The sequence below is a fragment of the Dysgonomonas sp. HDW5A genome (genome assembly GCF_011299555.1).
Lineage (GTDB): Bacteria > Bacteroidota > Bacteroidia > Bacteroidales > Dysgonomonadaceae > Dysgonomonas_A.
This window is the reverse complement of the sequence record NZ_CP049857.1, coordinates 142,325-161,912: the sequence shown is the minus strand read 5'-3', so window position 1 is coordinate 161,912 and position 19,588 is coordinate 142,325. Positions and strand designations below refer to the sequence as shown.

Here is a 19,588-nt window from a genome sequence, read left to right as displayed (position 1 = left end):
TAAGTTGTCATTAAAAATCAATAAAAAGGATGGAGTAACGATTAATTTCATAAAATGCCCTATAGCATTCTTTTAAAAAGAGGATATATAAAAACTTTATGTAAATTTAGAATTTAGGAATAATTTACAAGTTTCAGATCTTATAATATGATATATATAGCTTTACCGGAAGACAAAATAAGAAGGCTTTCTTTTTATTTATCGATGGAAGAATACGTAGCACGATTTCTTAATGAAGAAGAGTGCTTTTTTATGTGGCAGGTAAATCCCACTGTTATCTTCGGGAGAAACCAATTGATGGAGAATGAAGTAAATCTCGAATATGTCAAAGCAAATGGTATTGAAACCTATCGCCGCAAATCGGGTGGTGGATGTGTGTACGCCGATTTCAGTAATATAATGTTTTCATATATCACGACTGATTTTAATGTCAGCTTTACATTTCATAAATATTTGCAAAGGGTAGCTCATACCTTGCAGCAATTGGGAATCAATGCTATTGCATCGGGGCGAAATGATATTACAGTAGATGAAAAGAAAGTTTCAGGGAATGCATTCTATCGGGCAGCCGGAAAAAGTATAGTGCATGGTACAATGTTATTTAATACTGATTTGGAGAAGTTGGTTTTGTCGATAACTCCCAATAATCAGAAACTAATATCGAAAGGTATCGAATCGGTACGAAAACGAGTAACTAATCTATCCGAGCATTTTGATATTGATATCGAAACTTTTAAAATTTTCGTGAGAACTCATCTTTGTGATAAAGAATATACACTCTCACAAGATGAAATTACTAAAATTGAGGAAATAGAAAAAGAGTACTTAAGCGAAGAATTTATTTTTGGAAATAACCCACGTTATACCTTAATTAAAAAAGACTATAGTGCAGCCGGCGATATAGAGGTTCGTTTAGAAATAAAGAATAATATAATTAAAGATATCAATATTGTTGGAGATTATTTTTTGGTTGGCGATATTGGTAGTATATTTAAGCTGCTGATAAATAAACCTTATGAAAAACAATTTATAACACAATTATTGGAAGATATAAAACTCGAAGACTATATTTTCAATCTCGATAAGAACCATTTTATTGACATATTGTTTAAAGAAGACACAGAATAAACATAAATCCAATATAAATATGGAAACACTTAAAACCTGCTTACACGACAAACATCTTGCTTTAGGTGCTAAAATGATGCCTTTCGGCGGATTTGATATGCCCATAGAATATACTTCAATTGTTGAAGAACACAATGCTGTTCGCAATACTGCCGGAATATTTGATGTCTCTCACATGGGAGAAATACTTATTAAGGGTGAAGACAGCGAGAAATACATTAATCATATTTTTACCAATAATATTTCAGGCGGGGCTATTGGCAAAATATTCTACGGAATGATGCTTTATCCGACAGGAGGTGTTGTAGATGATTTGTTGGTGTATAAAAAAGACGATAAAGAGTTTTTTCTTGTTGTTAATGCTGCCAATATCGCCAAGGATTACGATTGGATGGTCGAAAATAGCAAAGGTTATAATGTTGAGATTATCAATCAGTCCGATTATTATGGTGAGGTAGCAGTACAAGGTCCTAAGGCATTTGAGGCAATAGAAAAATATATAGGTATAGAGGTAAACGATCTTGAATTTTATACATTCAAAGAACTTCAATATGAGGGTGAGACGATCATCGTTTCACGAACAGGATATACTGGAGAAGATGGCTTTGAGTTATATGGAAGTCATAAATTTATAAACAAAGCATGGGATCTGCTCGTTCAATCGAAAGAAGTACTGCCCTGTGGATTGGGATGTCGTGATACACTTCGTTTCGAGGTGGGACTTCCTTTGTATGGGCATGAACTAGATCATGATATTACCCCTCTCGAGGCGGGTCTGGGAGTTTTTGTAAAACTCGATAAAGAAGAATTTATAGGTAAAGACGCCATTGCCAAGCAAAAAGCCGAAGGTGTGAAACGTAAAATAGTAGGTCTTGAATTAGTTGACAAAGCAATACCGCGTAATGGCTATGATGTGGAGGTTAATGGTCAAACAATTGGCTATGTAACTACAGGCTATAATTCTATTTCTACAGGAAAGAGTGTATGCCTTGCCTTGATCGATAGTGAATATGCGACTCTTGATACAGAAGTAGATGTTCGTATCCGCAAAAAGGAATTTAAAGGACACGTCGTGAAAAAGCGTTTTTACGAAAAACATTATAAAAAATAAGTCATCATATAATATTAATATAAAAACATAAAGTTATGAGTAAAGTTATCGAAGGTCTGTTGTATACAGATTCACATGAGTGGGTGAAAGTCGAAGGAGAATATGCATATATTGGTATTACCGATTTTGCACAACATCAACTTGGTAATATTGTATATGTAGACATTCCCGAAGTAGGTGATGAAATAAAACAAGGAGAAGAGTTTGGTGCAGTTGAGAGTGTAAAAGCTGCCAGCGATTTATTATCTCCGGTAAGCGGCGAAATTGTTGAAGTAAACGAGAAACTTACAGATGAACCTGAGTTGATCAATAAAAATGCTTTTGACAGTTGGATGCTGAAAGTAAAACTATCAGATGCGGCTGAATTAAAGAGTCTGATGGATAGCAAAGCGTATGCTGAAATCTGTGATTAAGGCTGTTCTTCTTAATTAAAATAATAAAAAGGTCTTAGACCTTAAAATCTTCAAGCTATGTATAAATATTTTCCCCATACAGAAGCTGATATAGAACAAATGCTTAAAAGGGTCTCGGTAAATTCGATAGACGATCTGTTTGCCGAGATTCCCCAAAGTGTTGTTTTAAAAAAAGAATATGATCTTCCATCTTCCTTATCCGAAATCGAAATAAGAAAGTACTTCGACAAACTCGGCCAGAAGAATAAAAAGCTTACCGTTTTTGCGGGGGCTGGAGCATACGATCATTACGCACCTTCTGTAATTACTCCACTAATATCTCGTTCAGAATTTTTGACGGCTTACACTCCTTACCAACCTGAGATAGCTCAGGGTACGTTGCAATACATCTTTGAATTTCAAAGTATGATATGCGAACTTACAGGTATGGAATGCACCAATGCTTCGATGTACGACGGAACAACCGCCACAGCCGAAGCTATGTTTATGGCAGTAGCCAATGCTAAAAAGAAAAATACGGTACTTATTTCGCAGACGGTTAATCCCAATGTTTTGAAAGTTGTAAAAACATACGCAAAATACAAGGGGATTAATGTTGAAGAAATTGCGGAAAATAATGGAATTACTGATAAAGCAGATCTCGAAAGCAAATTAGCTTCGGGAGATGTGGCAGGTGTAATTGTAAGCAGTCCTAACTACTATGGTATTATCGAAGATTATACAGGATATAGCGAGACTGTACATGCAGCCAAGGCCCTCCTTATAATGAATGTCGATCCATCATCTTTGGCTGTGTTAAAGTCTCCCGGAGAATGGGGGGCTGACATTGCCTGTGGCGATGGGCAATCATTAGGTATGCCTCTTAACTTTGGCGGATCTTATATCGGTTTCCTTTCTACTAAGAAAGATTTGGTACGTAAATTACCCGGACGTATAGCAGGTGCAACTACCGATGTGGATGGAAAACGTGCTTTTGTATTGACATTACAAGCTCGTGAACAACACATTCGCCGAGAAAAAGCGAACAGTAATATATGCTCCAATCAATCGTTAATGGCATTATATGTAACTATCTATATGTCGTTGATGGGTAAAGAAGGTCTTCGTGATGTAAACAAATTATCATATAGCGGTGCACATTATCTGTACGATCAATTGTTGGCGACGGGTAAATTTACTTCAGTATTTGATAAACCATTTCTAAAAGAATTTGCTGTAAGAACCTCTTTAAATATTGAAAAATTGAGTAAGAAATTACTTGATAATAATATAATGGGAGGTATTCAACTTGGTAAATATAAATCGGGAATGGATGATTGTCTGCTTTTCTGCGTAACGGAGAAACGGAGCAAAGAAGAAATAGATCACTTGGTTACACTAATAAAGGAGGTGTGAGTTATGAAATATTACGATAAATTGATATTTGAAATCTCGAAAGAAGGACGTCACGGTTATACACTGCCTGAGAACCAATTGAGTAAATATTCGGTTGATGATCTTCCATCATCTTTATTAAGAGAAGAAAAAGCACAATTGCCTGAGGTGAGCGAATTGGATGTAGTACGTCATTATACAAATGTGTCGAACAAGAATTTTGGTGTCGAAACAGGATTCTATCCTCTAGGCTCGTGTACAATGAAATACAATCCGAAGATGAATGATGAAATAGCCGGATTGCCTGCTTTCTCGTCTCTACATCCGCTTCAATCCGATGAAACGGTGCAAGGAGCTTTAGAGGTTTATTATAAATTGGCACAATCATTATCCGAAATATCGGGATTGGCAGAATATACATTAAACCCTTATGCCGGATCGCATGGCGAATTGATCGGCTTAATGATAATGCGTCAGTATCATCAGAAAAGGGGTGATCTGAAGCGTACCAAAGTAATTGTACCCGATAGTGCTCATGGTACTAATCCCGCAAGTGCAGCAGTATGTGGCTTTGATATTGTAGAAGTGCATTCAAACGAAAAGGGAACTATCAGTGCTGAGGATTTGAAACCTTTGTTAGATGATACCATTGCCGGAATTATGATGACAAATCCTAATACCTTAGGTATTTTCGAAACTGAGATTCTTGAAATAGCTAATCTGGTTCACGAAGCTGGAGGATTACTCTATTATGATGGAGCAAACCTTAATCCATTGTTAGGTAAATGCCGTCCCGGAGATATGGGATTCGATATAATGCATATCAATCTGCACAAAACATTCTCTACCCCTCACGGTGGAGGAGGGCCCGGAAGCGGTCCTGTTGGGGTGACTAAAGCATTGGTTGATTATTTGCCCAATCCACGTGTGAAGAAAGACGGAGATCGGTATTATATAGATAATGGTGATGATTCACTGGGCAGTATATCCGGTTTTCTAGGTAACTTTTCGGTGTATATAAGAGCTTATACTTATATCCTTTCATTAGGAAAAGACAATTTGAAAAATGTAGGGCCATTGGCAACCTTAAATGCAAATTACATCAAAGAGTCTTTGAAGCAACATTATTATTTACCGATTGAGGGAATTTGCAAACACGAATTTGTCTTTGATGGTTTGCTTGATAAATCGACAGGAGTAACTACTTTGGATATTGCCAAGCGATTGCTCGATTATGGTTTCCATGCACCAACAGTCTATTTTCCGTTATTGTTTTCTCAATCAATAATGATCGAGCCAACGGAAACAGAATCATTGGATACACTCGATTCATTTATTGAAGTAATGAAGAAGGTAGCTGTCGAAGCAAAAGAAGATCCCGAAATGGTGAAGAATGCTCCTTATACAACTCCAGTCAGGAGATTAGATGAGACTACAGCAGCTAAAAAGCCAATGCTTATTTATAAGGATTTGCTTTAAGGTTATACTTACTTTACCGAAACAATAAAAAGGTTTCAGACCTTAACTCTTATTGATGGTTAATGACTATATTGTTATTTATATTGATAATTTCTATAAGTCATTAACCATTTTTACTAGCTTATAATCATCTCAAAGAGAGTAACACAACTCAAATACTTACCTTAATTAAGAACTAAATATTTCTATTATTGTTTATTACTAGGTGCTGTGTGATATTTATTTCTATCTTGCTCAGCATAAACTAGTTTATATAACATTTTATAACAATAATAGATATATGTTCTTTTATTGTTAACTATATCTCAAATTTATTATGGAATACGATATTGCTATTATTGGAGGAGGACCGGCAGGATATAATGCTGCTGAGAAAGCCGTTGCAGGAGGATTAAAAACCGTCTTGTTTGAAAAGAAAGCTCTAGGAGGAGTTTGTCTTAATGAGGGATGTATCCCTACGAAAACATTACTGTATTCGGCAAAAATCTTAGATAATATTAAAGGTGCATCTAAATACGGAATTTCCGTTGAAGGTAACTCAGGTTTCGATCTGGGTAAAGTTATTGGTCGTAAAGACAAAGTTGTAAAACAACTGACCGCAGGTGTTAAAATGAAATTAACCGGAGCGGGAGTCGCTATCGTAGAAGGTGAAGCACTGATACAAGGCGAAGCGAATGGACACATTCAGATTACATCCGCAGGACAAACCTACTCGGTGAAGTACCTTTTGGTTTGTACAGGTTCCGAAACAGTAATTCCTCCAATCAAAGGATTATCTGAAATTAGCTATTGGACATCAAAAGAGGCTCTTGAGATAAAAGAACTTCCTGCCTCTCTAGCCATTATCGGTGGAGGTGTTATCGGTATCGAGTTTGCATCCTTCTTCAATAGCATGGGTGTAAAAGTGAGTGTTATCGAAATGATGCCCGAAATACTTGGTGCTATGGATAAAGAGACTTCTGCTATGCTTAGAAAAGACTATGCAAAAAGAGGAATTGAATTTTATCTGAATACCAAAGTTATTGAAGTTTCAGCTACCGAAGTTACCATCGAAAAAGATGGTAAAACACAAAAAGTAAAGACTGATAAAATATTAGTAAGTGTAGGACGAAAAGCCAATATAACAAACGTAGGTTTAGAAAGTCTTAAAGTCGAACTTCTGAGAAATGGAGTAAAAGTAAACGAATATATGCAGACTTCTCACCCACGTGTATATGCTTCCGGTGATATAACAGGCTATTCGATGTTAGCTCATACGGCTATCCGTGAAGGTGAAGTTGCAATTAATCATATCCTGGGTATTGACGATGTAATGAGTTACAAAGCTGTTCCCGGAGTAGTATATACTAATCCCGAATTGGCTGGAGCAGGAAAAACCGAAGAAGAGCTTAAAGCAGCAGGAACACCTTATAGTGTTCTAAAATTGCCGATGGCTTACTCAGGGCGTTTTCTAGCCGAAAATGAAGGAGGTAGCGGATTATGTAAACTTATTGTAAACGGAGACGATCAGATAATAGGATGTCACATATTGGGTAACCCCGCATCAGAACTTATTGTTCTGGCAACGGTAGCTATCGAAAAAGGTTATACCGTTGAAGAATTCCAAAAGATAGTATTCCCTCACCCAACAGTGAGCGAAATTATCCGTGAAACTTTATTTGCCAAATCCTGAACCTGAGAAAACGATCTTATGCTTTGTATTAACAACACATGTACTGATGCTTATTTTAATATTGCAGCAGAAGAATATCTACTGAAGAATTTTACAGAAGATGTCTTTATGGTATATCAAAATGAGCCGTCTATTATTCTTGGAAAACATCAAGATGTATGGGCGGAAGTAAATATTGATTTTGTGCGTGATAAACATATTAAAGTTGTCCGCCGATATTCGGGTGGTGGTGCCGTATACCACGATCTGGGTAATATCAATGTGACCTTTATTGAACGCAACAATACTCTTGACTTTGATAAATATACCAATCTGACATTAGATATTCTGTCCAGAATGGGAGTTAATGCACAAGCAGATAAGCGCCGCGGATTAAACATCGACGGACTCAAAATTTCGGGAAGTGCTCAATCTATACATAAGAATAGGGTAATGTATCATGCTACATTACTCTATTCTTCTAATCTGGAATATCTTACAACTTCATTGGAAAGTGGGCATGATTATTCTGAAAATAGTCAAAATCTACAATCAAAGATTTATGTAAGATCAGTAAAAAGTCCGGTTACTAATATCAGTCAGCATATATCTAATCCTTTAGCGATAGAGGATTTAAAAGCATTAATACTGAATGATTTTATAGATAGTAATCCGGGAAATAAGCAGTACAAGTTCAGCGAATTAGATATAGCTGCCATATCAGTATTAAAGGATGAGAAATATGCCACTCCCATATGGAATTTCAATGAGCCTTCTGATAGATAAGTTCTAATGCTGATTTGTCTTTTGTAAGTTGCATATAGATAGAGTGTTACCGTGGAGTGCCATTGTTGTGTTCATTTTGCTATGTCCGGATGTCAACATTCTATGCTAGAAATGCGTTATATTGTTAAATATTACACCATACATAAGTGATCCTTAGTAAGTATGAGTTCTTAAATTAATAGTTATGCCAACATTTGAAATAAAAATGCCCAAATTGGGTGAAAGTATTACTGAGGGAATTATAATCTCTTGGTCCGTAAAAGTAGGAGACACCATAGAAGAAGATGATGTCCTTTTTGAGGTAAATACGGCTAAAGTAAGTGCAGAGATTCCTTCACCTGTAGCCGGTAAGATTTTAGAAATTCTTTTTAAAGAAGGTGACACTGTGCCGGTAGGAACAGTAGTTGCAAAAGTTGAACTAGAGGGTGAAGATGCAGGAGATTCAGCAGCAGAAGCACCGAAAGCACAAGAGGCTCAAGCTCAACCAGAGAAAAAAGAGGCTGCAGCTCCGGCTCCCGAAGTAGCAGCACCAGCTAAAAAACAAAGTAAGGAAGAAGGCCGATGGTATTCACCTGTTGTAACTCAACTGGCGAAAGAGGCTAAAATATCTCAAGACGAACTTGATAAAATTGCCGGAACAGGCTATGAAGGTCGTTTGAGCAAAAAAGATATTACAAAATATATTGACCAAACCAAAAATGGAGTTGTTCCAACTCCGGGAGCATCTAAACCCACTGCAACTGCTGCACCACAGCAAAGTGCACCTGCCGCAGCTGCTGCACCTGCTGCCAAACCAGCTATTCCGGTAGCCGAAGGCGACAAAGTAATACCAATGGATTTTGTTGGTAAAATAGTTGCTGACCGTATGGTAGAATCAGTGAAAACATCTCCACACGTAACTACTATTATAGAAGTAGATGTTACTAAACTGGTGAAATGGCGTGCTAAAAACAAGGATGCTTTCCAAAAACGTGAGGGTATAAGCTTAACTTATCTTCCTGCCATAACAGAAGCTACAGCTAAAGCATTGATTGATTTCCCAAGAATCAATTCATCTGTAGACGGCTATAATATAATTGAGAAAAAACGTATAAATATTGGTATTGCAGTATCGTTGCCCGATGGTAACCTGATTGTTCCTGTGATTAAAGATGCTGATAAGATGAATCTTACAGGATTGGCTACAAGCATAGATGCTTTGGCAGTTAAGGCTCGTAATAACAAACTTTCGGGTGACGACATCCAAGGTGGAACATTTACAATTACCAATTTTGGTTCGTTCAAAAATATCATCGGAACACCTATTATTAATCAACCGGAGGTTGCTATTTTAGGAGTTGGTATTATCGAGAAGAAACCTTCAGTTATTGAAACTCCTGATGGAGATGTAATTGCTATCCGTCATAAAATGTACCTATCGCTTTCATACGATCATCGTGTGATTAATGGTACGTTAGGAGGAAATTTCGTAAAACGTATTGCCGATTATTTAGAAAATTGGGAAGCATGATTTGTTGAATAAACAATTCTGCAACCGAAAAAAAATATATAATGAAAAAATTATTTGATATAAAAACCACAGATAAAGACACCCTCCATAAATGGTTTTATCTGATGACACTAGGACGTGCTATTGATAATAAAGCTCCCGCATATTTGCTTCAATCATTAGGCTGGTCATACCATGCACCCTATGCAGGGCACGATGGTATTCAGCTGGCTATGGGGCAGGTATTTGTGAAAGGCGAAGATTTTATGTTTCCATATTACCGAGATATGCTTTCGGTATTGGCAGCTGGAATGACTGCCGAAGAAATAATTCTGAATGGTATATCTAAAGCTACAGATGTGGCTAGTGGCGGTCGACATATGTCGAATCACTTTGCTAAACCCGAGTGGAATATAGAAAACGTTTCGTCAGCAACAGGTTCGCATGACCTTCATGCAGTTGGAGTTGCTCGTGCTATGGTTTACTATAAACACAAAGGTGTTGCCTATACTTCACACGGAGAGGCATCTACATCCGAAGGGTATGTATACGAAGCTATTAATGGAGCTAGTACCGAGCGTTTACCTGTAATATTTGTTATTCAGGATAATGGTTACGGTATATCTGTGCCTAAGCATGAACAAACTGCTAATCGTAAAGTAGCAGATAACTTTGTAGGTTTTAAAAATTTGAAAATTATTCACTGTAACGGAAAAGATGTATTCGATTCGATGAATGCGATGACTGCTGCCCGTGAATATGCTATAACTACAAGTAATCCTGTTATTGTACAGGCTAATTGTGTGCGTATGGGATCACACTCAAACTCTGACAAACAAACATTGTACAGAGATGAGCATGAGTTGGCGTATGTAAAAGAAGCCGATCCACTATTGAAATTTCGTCGTATGCTGTTGCGTTACAAACGTTTTACAGAAGATGAATTGAAACAAATAGAGACAGATGCTAAAAAGGAATTAAGCCAAGCTAATAAAAAGGCAATCGCTGCTCCCGATCCCGATCCTGCAACCATTTTTGATTTTGTTTTGCCGGAACCATATCATCCTGTAAAATATGTGGATGGAACACATAATGAAACCGGAGAAGTAAAGAATCTGGTTACTGCTATTAACGAAACGTTGAAAGCTGAATTCAGATTGAATCCCAATACTTTCCTTTGGGGACAAGATATTGCAAACAAAGAAAAGGGTGGGGTATTCAACGTATCTAAAGGTATGCAACCCGAATTTGGTGAAGGACGAGTTTTCAATGCTCCTATTGCCGAAGATTATATAATGGGTACTGCAAACGGTATGAGCCGTTTTAGAAAAGATATTCGAGTTGTGGTAGAAGGTGCTGAGTTTGCCGACTATTTCTGGCCGGCTATCGACCAATACGTAGAATGTACTCACGAGTATTGGAGAACCAACGGACAGTTCTCTCCGAATATCACGGTACGTTTAGCTGCCGGTGGTTATATTGGAGGAGGTCTTTACCACTCTCAAAACTTGGAAGGTGCATTGACTACTCTTCCCGGAGCACGTATTGTATATCCATCTTTTGCAGATGATGCAGCAGGATTGTTGCGTACAAGTCTAAGATCAGAAGGCTTTACTTTGTTTTTCGAACCTAAGGCACTTTATAATGCAGTAGAGTCTTCGACAGTAGTTCCGGACGATTTCGAAGTACCTTTCGGAAAAGCACGTATTCGTCGTGAGGGTAGCGATATTACCATCATTACTTATGGTAATACGACTCATCTTTGCTTGGACGCTGCCGAACGTTTGGTAAAAGATAATAATTATTCGGTGGAAGTGATAGATCTTCGTTCACTTATACCTCTTGATAAAGAAACAATTGCCGAATCTGTAAAGAAAACAGGTAAGGTATTGGTTGTACACGAAGATAAAGTCTTTTCAGGATTTGGTGCAGAAATAGCAGCATCTATCGGAACCGAACTATATCGTTATTTAGATGCTCCTGTTCAACGCGTGGGATCAACATTTACTCCTGTAGGATTCAATCCGATATTGGAGAAAGCAATACTTCCCAACACCGATCGTATTTATGCAGCAGCTAAAGAATTATTGGAGTTTTGATAAAAGAAAAACTGAAATAGAATACTAACTATAAACGTGTGCGTCTAATGAAAAAGATAGGTTTATTTTATGGTACTAGTACTGTAAAAACAGCAGAGATAGCTAAGAAGATACAAGCTGCATTCGCAGATACTACAATGGGAGTTGTAGCTATTGAAGAAGCTTGGAGAAAAGACTTCGAAGGCTATGATAATATTATTCTGGGAACATCTACTTGGTTTGATGGTGAATTGCCAACATATTGGGATGAAATTCTTCCGGATCTGGATGATTTAAAATTGAAAGGTAAAAAAGTAGCTATTTTCGGTCTGGGAAATCAAGTTGATTATCCTGAGAATTTTGTGGATGGAATCGGCCTTTTGGCTGAAACATTCGAAGCAGGAGGAGCTACTATTGTAGGTCTTACTTCTACCGAAGGCTATACTTTCGAAAAATCGAAAGCTCTGAGAGATGATAAGTTCCTCGGATTGGCTATTGATATAGATACTCAAGCAGATAAAACGGATAAACGGATTTCTGACTGGGTTGCTCAATTAAAGAAAGAGTTCAGCTAAATAAAGATAGTTATACTTCAATAGAATTTAAATTAAAACATTCAGAGTAACCATTGGTTGCTCTGAATGTTTTTTGTGTTGTGATGTCAATAGTAGCAAGAGGGGAAACAGCAAACCGTCACTTACTTCTGGTTTTCAGATAAATATTATCAGGATTTTATATAAATGATATTTTAGAGAGGTTTTGATCATTTATTATAGCCGAATCTTAAATATTTTTATATTTTTAATTAACATTTTTTTTGCTAATTTTGAATATCATTGAACTTGTAAATTATGCAAAAACTAATATCATACTCACTTTCAGTTATTTATTATCTGCTTTTTTTATTGACATTATTAATCTTTCATCCTATTCAGTGGATATGTTTTAATTGGTTTGGTTACGATGCTCATAAGAAGAGTGTGGATATTTTAAATTTCTTTTTAACGCTCAATACGTATATCCTAGGAACAACATATAAAGTCGAAAATTTGGAACGTCTACCACAGGGGGTACCTATTATTATAGCAGCTAATCATCAGAGTTTATACGATATTTCAGGAATTTTGTGGTTTATGAGAAAAGTGCATCCTAAGTTTATAAGTAAAATAGAATTAGGAAAAGGCATTCCCAGTATATCTTATAACCTGAATCATGGAGGTTCGGTACTGATTGATCGAAAAGATGCAAAACAATCATTATCGGCAATCAAAAAAATGGCGGATTATATCGAAGCTACAAAGCGTACGGCTGTTATTTTCCCCGAAGGAACAAGGAGTAAAAATGGTCAGCCGGGTCCCTTTGCCGAAAATGGGTTGAAAATACTTTGTAAATACGCACCCTCAGCATATATTGTACCTGTAACCATTAATAATTCATGGAAAATGACGAAATGGGGTTCTTTCCCAATGGGGTTAGGGAATAGACTGACGTTTACAATTCATGAGCCTTTCGCAGTGAAAGGTATTCCATTTTCGGAAGCCTTCGAAAGGGTTGAAAAAGAAGTTGTTGAAGCAATTACTTTGTAGTTTTTATACTTTTGCTTTCCGTGATATAGATAAAATATATGAGTCTTAGATATAGGTGTTTCATAAAGTGAAAAAGGTATTGCTACCGCATATATTTATTATCAATCAATTCCTTTTATAGCGTAATCTTAAATTAAGTCTTGGAAACCAACTGTATTAAGACCCATTCTTTCATTTTATTTTATATTGAATCTTTGTTCGTCATTTCTAATTTTTTTCGTAAGCTTATCTAATTTTTTTCTCGGGATGAGTACTCATTATGGTAATTTGGAAATAATCTTAACTTTACTCTAAATCTTCCTTTTTTACAATTTATTTATTAGATCTGAAAATAGGAAGTTTTTAATAAATAAGATTCATTTCTAATATATATTATAATGTCTATAAAAAATATTCGCCTCGAAGTTATGCGCTTCTTGGAAAAAAATGTCGATACTTTTATCGATCAATATTTAATACCAATTGAAAAAATCTGGCAGCCGACAGATTATCTACCCAATTCACAAAAGGAAACTTTCTTTGATGAAGTTACGGAGCTACGTGAGTTGGCGAAAGATTTACCTTATGACTTTTGGGTAGTATTGGTTGGAGATACCATTACCGAAGAGGCTTTACCCACGTACGAATCGTGGTTAATGGAGGTAGATGGTATTGATAATGTAGAGCGCAATGGCTGGTCAAAATGGATCAGGCAATGGACTAGTGAAGAGAATCGTCATGGAGACTTATTAAATAAATATTTATACCTGTCGGGCAGGGTAAATATGAAAGAAGTTGAGATAACTACTCAACACCTGATAAGTGATGGCTTTGATATAGGTACAGGACGTGATCCGTATAAAAACTTTGTATATACCAGCTTTCAGGAATTAGCGACTTTTATATCGCATAACCGAGTAGCAGAGCTGGCTAAAAAAGTCGGAGACGACAAATTATCGCGAATGTGTAAGCGTATTGCCAGCGATGAGATGAGGCATCACTATGCATACAGCGAGTTTGTAAAAAGTATATTTGAAGTTGATCCAAGTGAAATGATGCTTGCTTTTCAATATATGATGAAACAAAAAATAGTTATGCCTGCTCACTTTTTGAGAGAATCAGGTCAAAAAATAAGTACGGCATTTGAGCAGTTTTCTAATGCAGCACAACGCATGGGGGTTTATACTGCCAGCGATTATGTAGACATTATGCAGAAGCTGATAGACAAATGGCAAATTGATAAAATATCGGGATTGACAGATGAGGCAGAACGTGCTCGTGATTTTCTAATGAAATTACCTGCCCGTATGGCCAAAATCTCAGAGCGACTGGTCGTTCCTGTTGATTCGTATATATTTAAATGGGTACAGCCTGCTGTGAAATAAAATATTCATTATTAGTATAATAGGGGAACTTTGTAAAGAGGTTCCCTTTTTTATTTTAGGATAATTCCTATTTTCGGCTGTAACTCTTATTCTAAAAATAATAATAACTGTTATCTTTAAAAGATTATAACCGAAATAATTCTAAAATAACATGCAAAGACAATCTTCTAAGTTTATCTTATTTTTCCTCAGTTTATTCTTTTTGAGTGTTAACCTATCTTCTCAGCAAATAAATTCTGATGTGCTGTATAAATTAGTGAGTCCTTCAGGCTTGGTATTAGATAATACGGGTACTCCGACTAATAGTGCTCAGTTGTACTTGTCTAAAGATAAAAAAGGAAATGAGGGACAAGTTTGGAAAATTACTAAACTCGAAAATGGTTATTATACAATAACTAATCCTTTTATAAACAAGAATATTGATAACGATAATGTTACTTCAGGAAATGGCAATGCAGTGGTACAATGGGATGCAAGCAATTCGAATGAAAATCAGCAATGGAAATTTGCTGTAACAGGTACGGGGGCTTATGCTGTTACGCACAAAAACAGTGGAATGACTTTAGCTTTTACAGGAGAGGATGTCGAGGGATCAAAGATATATCAGCTACCAAGCTCATCTCAGTTATGGAGGTTGGTTCCGACAAGTATCAAAGCACCTAAAGAAATAAAAGTAAAACGGAGTAAAAATGACTGGGAAAATGAAACGATTTTTGCTATCAATAAAGAACCGGGGCATGTGACTTATATTCCTTTTCCATCCGTAGAAAGTTTGAAAGCTGATAAAAGCTTTGACCAGCCTTGGTTGGAACCGTCGTCTTCGTACTATCAATCATTGAACGGTAATTGGAAGTTTAATTGGGTGAAACAGCCATCGGAACGTCCTGCCGATTTTTATAAAATGAATTATGATGTATCTTCTTGGAAAGAAATTCCTGTGCCTTCTAATTGGGAAATGCATGGGTATGGAACTCCTATTTATACGAATATAACTTATCCTCACAAAAATAATCCTCCGTTTATTCAACCTCAAAGAGGATATACAAATGAAACGGAAGTTAATCCCGTAGGCTCGTATCGTCGTAATTTCTCAATCCCTTCGGATTGGGACGGAAAAGAGATTTTCTTACACTTTGATGGTGTGTATAGTGGGCTTTATGTATGGATTAATGGTGAAAAAGTAGGTTATAGCCAGGGAGCAAATAATGTCGCTGAATTTAATATTACCGATTATGTAAAAGTTGGAGACAATACAATTGCGGTAGAGATATACCGATGGACCGATGGTAGTTATATCGAAGATCAAGATATGTTTCGTTTGAGTGGAATCCACAGAAGTGTATTTGTGTATGCTACTCCTAAAGTACATGTGCGTGATTACTTTCTTTTATCAGAATTTGTAGGGGACGATTATAGTTCAGCAATTTTCAGGGTAAAAGCATCGGTGAAAAATTATGATAAAAAAGCTTCGCAGGCTACCACAATGAATATTTCTTTATTAGATGGTTCAGGTAAGGAAGTGGCTAATCTCACTCAGGTTATTGGAACATTGAAGAATGGGCAAGAGCTAAATTACGATTTACAGACAAAGGTCGATAATCCGGTTTTGTGGTCGGCAGAGAAACCCAATTTATATACTGCTATCGTAACATTGAAAGATGATAGTGGAAAAGTTTTGGAAGCAATGTCTTCTAAATTCGGATTCAGAAAAATAGAGATAAAGAACAAACGTGTGTATGTAAATAATGAGCAGGTTTTCTTCAAAGGAGTGAACAGGCACGATATCCATCCTCAATATGGAAAAGCTGTTCCCGTTGAATCTATGATGCAGGATATAGTATTGATGAAGCAACATAACCTGAATACTATTCGTACCAGCCATTATCCGAATGATCCGCGTATGTATGCGATGTTCGACTACTATGGGCTGTATGTTATCGATGAAGCTGATCTGGAAAATCACGGTAATCATTCGATCAGTGATATGCCTAGTTGGTTGCCTGCATTTAAAGATCGTGTAGAGCGTATGATTCATCGCGATAAAAATCATCCATCTGTTATCTTTTGGTCAATGGGTAATGAAGGCGGAAATGGTAAGAATTTTGATGAAGTATGTAAATTAACACGGACTCTTGATCCATCCCGTATAGTACATTATGAAGGGCGAAACGAATCGGCTGATATTGATTCACATATGTATCCTTCATTGGAGCGAATGGCCGCATTTGATCAGCAAACATCAGATAAGCCTTATTTTCTGTGTGAATATGCTCATGCGATGGGAAATGCAGTTGGTAATTTGGCTGAATATTGGGATTATATTGAAAATAAATCGCAACGTATGATTGGCGGATGTATTTGGGATTGGGTAGATCAAGGTATTAATATGCCTGGAAAACCTCAAAACCAGTATTACCTTGGAGGTGATTTTGGTGATAAACCCAATGATTTTGATTTTGTCTGTAATGGTCTTACAACCCCCGACCGCAGAGTTACAGCCAAATTGTTAGAGGTGAAAAAGATATATCAGTATGTTAAGTTCAGACCACTGTCTTTGGTCAGTGGCAAAATCGAGATTGAAAATAAGTATGACTTTACCAATTTGAATGATTTTAATATTACTTGGGAGGTAATGAAAGATGGTGTGAAATCCGAATCAGGTATGATTGAATCTCTAGATCTTTCTCCCAATCAAAAGACTGTAATTACAGTTCCGTACAATAAAAATCTGGAAGCAGGCAGCGAATATTTTCTGAATATATATTTCAGTCTTAAAAATGAAACTAGTTGGGGTAAATCTGGACATGTCATTGCAAGTGAGCAGTTTGCTTTGAATGACCGTCAGCCCTTGTCGAATATGGATGTTTCTTCTATGCCGGAGATAGTGGTTACAGAACAGGGGAATAATCTAAATATTAGTGGTGATAGGTTTAAAACCGTTTTTGACATATCTCAGGGAATAATGACCTCTTTGCAATATAATGGACAAGAAATGATTTATAATGGAAAGGGCTTTAATCTAAATTGGTACCGTAGTGTAAATAACGATAAATATACCGATCAGAGCTATCATCCAACAACCAATGATAAACAGATATTTAGTTATCAGGTAGCTAATGATAAAAAATCAGTTACGATTATAGCTAGTACTGTTGCCTCTATTGCCAGTGAAAAACCGGTAAAAATACCTTATCTTATAAAGTATACTATTTATTCTGATGGAACAATCGATGTAGATGCCTCTTTTAATTCGACTTCAATGGGTTCTATCGTTCGCCGATTAGGTTTGCAAATAGTTTTACCTTCGGGTATGGAGAATATCCGTTATTACGGACATGGACCTCATGAAAATTATTCGGACAGGAAACATGCGGCTTTTATAGGCGAATATGCTACAACAGTTAAAGGAATGGAAGCAGAGCATTACGTACGTTCGCAAAGTATGGGCAACCGCGAAGATATCAGATGGGTTGAGATAACTAATCAGAACAAGCAAGGTTTAAAGATATCCTCAAAAGACAAACTTGGTTTTGCAGCTTTGCATTTTACAGATCAAACACTATGGGATGCAGTACATGATTTTAAATTGGATGAGCTACGCAAGCCCGAAATTTATTTGAGTCTGGATGCTATTCAGCAAGGGTTGGGTAATGCCAGTTGCGGACCTCTTCCATTGTCAGAATATATGATTCCTGCTAATGCCAATATTGGTTATTCTTTTAGAATACAAGCCGTAAAATAAATAAAGTGCAGGCTCAATAATAATCGTGTTAAAATAAAGCTGGTCAAAATAAAGTTGAATCGGTAATATCTGTAAAATCAGACTGATTCAAAATAGTTTTTGTGCAGTGAGGTCGTAAGTAGAAATACATAGTTTACAATGCTCAATATTAGAATAATGAAAGTAAAATACTATATAGAATTGTTATTTGTATGTGTCTCATCTTTAGCTTTTTTATCTTGTTCAAATACTATCGACTGGGCGAATAAAACGGAGGTGATACTTCATCATGACATTTTAAAGAATGCAGAATGGGCAATGTCTGAGAATCCTCAAACAATCACAGATTTTAGATGTGACAGGAGTGTAGGAGGTATACATGATTTTTATTCCGAAGGCGATTATTGGTGGCCTAACTCTGCAGATCCCGATGGTCCTTATATTCGGAAAGATGGGCAGACTAACCCCGATAACTTTGTGGCTCACCGATTGGCAATGATTCGTTTCAATAAGATAGTAGGAGCTTTGGCCTCTGCATATTTAGTAACAGGAGACGAAAAGTATGTAAAGCAAGCTTTTGTGCACATAAATGCATGGTTTACCGATTCTTTAACTCGAATGAATCCTAATTTATTGTATGCACAAGCCATTAAGGGAGTTACCACCGGAAGAGGAATTGGAATTATTGATACCATTCATTTGATGGAAGTTGCACAAGGTATTATCTGTATGGAGAATGCTGCTTGTGTAGATAAAGAAAATCTCAGAGCAATCAAAAACTGGTTTTCGGAATATACAAATTGGATGACTACTCATGAGAATGGTATTGATGAGATGAATGCACAAAATAATCATGGGGCTTGTTGGGTAATGCAATTGGCTGCTTTTGCTAAATTGACCGAAGATAAAGATAAACTAGAACTTTGCAGAACACGATATAAGAATATATTACTACCGCAACAAATGGCGGAAGATGGCAGTTTTCCACAGGAAATAGCCCGAACAAAGCCTTACGGATATTCCTTGTTCAATTTGGATGTAATGACGACTATATGTCAAATATTATCTACATCCGATGACAATTTATGGGAATACACTACCTCTGAAGGGGTAAATATGAAAAAGGGCATTGATTTTATGTATCCATATATCAAAGACAAAACTAGCTGGACTTATCCTCAGGATGTGATGTATTGGGATAATTGGCCGGTAGCACAGCCATCATTGTTGTTTGCGGCAAAAGCTTATAATGACGAAACTTATTTTGATTTGTGGAAATCTTTAGACCACAGCCCTGCTGTTGAAGAAGTAGAGAGGAATCTTCCTGTGAGAAATCCTCTGATTTGGCTTAAATAAAAAAAACAGACTACATTTTGAAGTGGTGTAGTCTGTTTCTCCGAATGTTGAG

At 36.6% G+C, this 19,588-nt stretch carries 14 protein-coding genes; all 14 read left to right on the top strand.

Annotated features, from left to right (window positions below):
- Positions 1-147: 147 nt before the first annotated feature.
- The 14 genes from G7050_RS00580 to G7050_RS00515 all read left to right on the top strand — a co-directional run bounded on the left by G7050_RS00580 (position 148) and on the right by G7050_RS00515 (position 19,536).
- Positions 148-1,128 (top strand): lipoate--protein ligase, encoded by a 981-nt coding sequence (locus G7050_RS00580; RefSeq protein WP_166109659.1) that lies wholly within the window; start codon positions 148-150, stop codon positions 1,126-1,128.
- 19 nt (positions 1,129-1,147) lie between these two features.
- A complete protein-coding gene (gene gcvT, locus G7050_RS00575; protein ID WP_166109657.1) occupies positions 1,148-2,239 on the top strand; it encodes a glycine cleavage system aminomethyltransferase GcvT in 1,092 nt (363 codons plus the stop codon).
- Between the two features lie 35 nt (positions 2,240-2,274).
- Positions 2,275-2,652 (top strand): glycine cleavage system protein GcvH, encoded by a 378-nt coding sequence (gcvH, locus tag G7050_RS00570; RefSeq protein WP_166109654.1) that lies wholly within the window; start codon positions 2,275-2,277, stop codon positions 2,650-2,652.
- A gap of 57 nt (positions 2,653-2,709) precedes the next feature.
- Entirely contained in the window at positions 2,710-4,047 is a 1,338-nt protein-coding gene (gcvPA, locus tag G7050_RS00565) for an aminomethyl-transferring glycine dehydrogenase subunit GcvPA (protein WP_166109651.1), read from the top strand.
- Between the two features lie 3 nt (positions 4,048-4,050).
- Positions 4,051-5,505, top strand: a complete 1,455-nt coding sequence (gene gcvPB / locus G7050_RS00560) for an aminomethyl-transferring glycine dehydrogenase subunit GcvPB (RefSeq protein ID WP_166109648.1) — start codon at positions 4,051-4,053, stop codon at positions 5,503-5,505.
- Between the two features lie 316 nt (positions 5,506-5,821).
- Entirely contained in the window at positions 5,822-7,177 is a 1,356-nt protein-coding gene (gene lpdA / locus G7050_RS00555; protein WP_166109646.1) for a dihydrolipoyl dehydrogenase, read from the top strand.
- Positions 7,178-7,195: 18 nt separating this feature from the next.
- On the top strand, positions 7,196-7,942 hold the full coding sequence (locus G7050_RS00550; protein ID WP_166109644.1) for a lipoate--protein ligase family protein: 747 nt from the start codon (positions 7,196-7,198) through the stop codon (positions 7,940-7,942).
- 184 nt (positions 7,943-8,126) lie between these two features.
- Positions 8,127-9,452 carry a dihydrolipoamide acetyltransferase family protein gene (locus tag G7050_RS00545; RefSeq protein WP_166109642.1) on the top strand — a complete coding sequence of 442 codons (1,326 nt, stop codon included), beginning with the start codon at positions 8,127-8,129 and terminating at the stop codon, positions 9,450-9,452.
- 41 nt (positions 9,453-9,493) lie between these two features.
- Positions 9,494-11,530: a thiamine pyrophosphate-dependent enzyme gene (locus G7050_RS00540; RefSeq protein ID WP_166109640.1), complete on the top strand. Its 2,037-nt coding sequence runs from the start codon at positions 9,494-9,496 to the stop codon at positions 11,528-11,530.
- Positions 11,531-11,577: 47 nt separating this feature from the next.
- Positions 11,578-12,084: a flavodoxin gene (locus tag G7050_RS00535; protein WP_166109638.1), complete on the top strand. Its 507-nt coding sequence runs from the start codon at positions 11,578-11,580 to the stop codon at positions 12,082-12,084.
- Between the two features lie 276 nt (positions 12,085-12,360).
- Positions 12,361-13,095 carry a 1-acyl-sn-glycerol-3-phosphate acyltransferase gene (locus tag G7050_RS00530; protein WP_166109636.1) on the top strand — a complete coding sequence of 245 codons (735 nt, stop codon included), beginning with the start codon at positions 12,361-12,363 and terminating at the stop codon, positions 13,093-13,095.
- A gap of 377 nt (positions 13,096-13,472) precedes the next feature.
- On the top strand, positions 13,473-14,459 hold the full coding sequence (locus tag G7050_RS00525; RefSeq protein ID WP_166109634.1) for an acyl-ACP desaturase: 987 nt from the start codon (positions 13,473-13,475) through the stop codon (positions 14,457-14,459).
- 151 nt (positions 14,460-14,610) lie between these two features.
- Positions 14,611-18,201 (top strand): glycoside hydrolase family 2 TIM barrel-domain containing protein, encoded by a 3,591-nt coding sequence (locus tag G7050_RS00520; protein ID WP_166109632.1) that lies wholly within the window; start codon positions 14,611-14,613, stop codon positions 18,199-18,201.
- Positions 18,202-18,357: 156 nt separating this feature from the next.
- A complete protein-coding gene (locus G7050_RS00515; RefSeq protein ID WP_166109630.1) occupies positions 18,358-19,536 on the top strand; it encodes an alginate lyase family protein in 1,179 nt (392 codons plus the stop codon).
- The last annotated feature ends 52 nt before the right edge of the window (positions 19,537-19,588 follow it).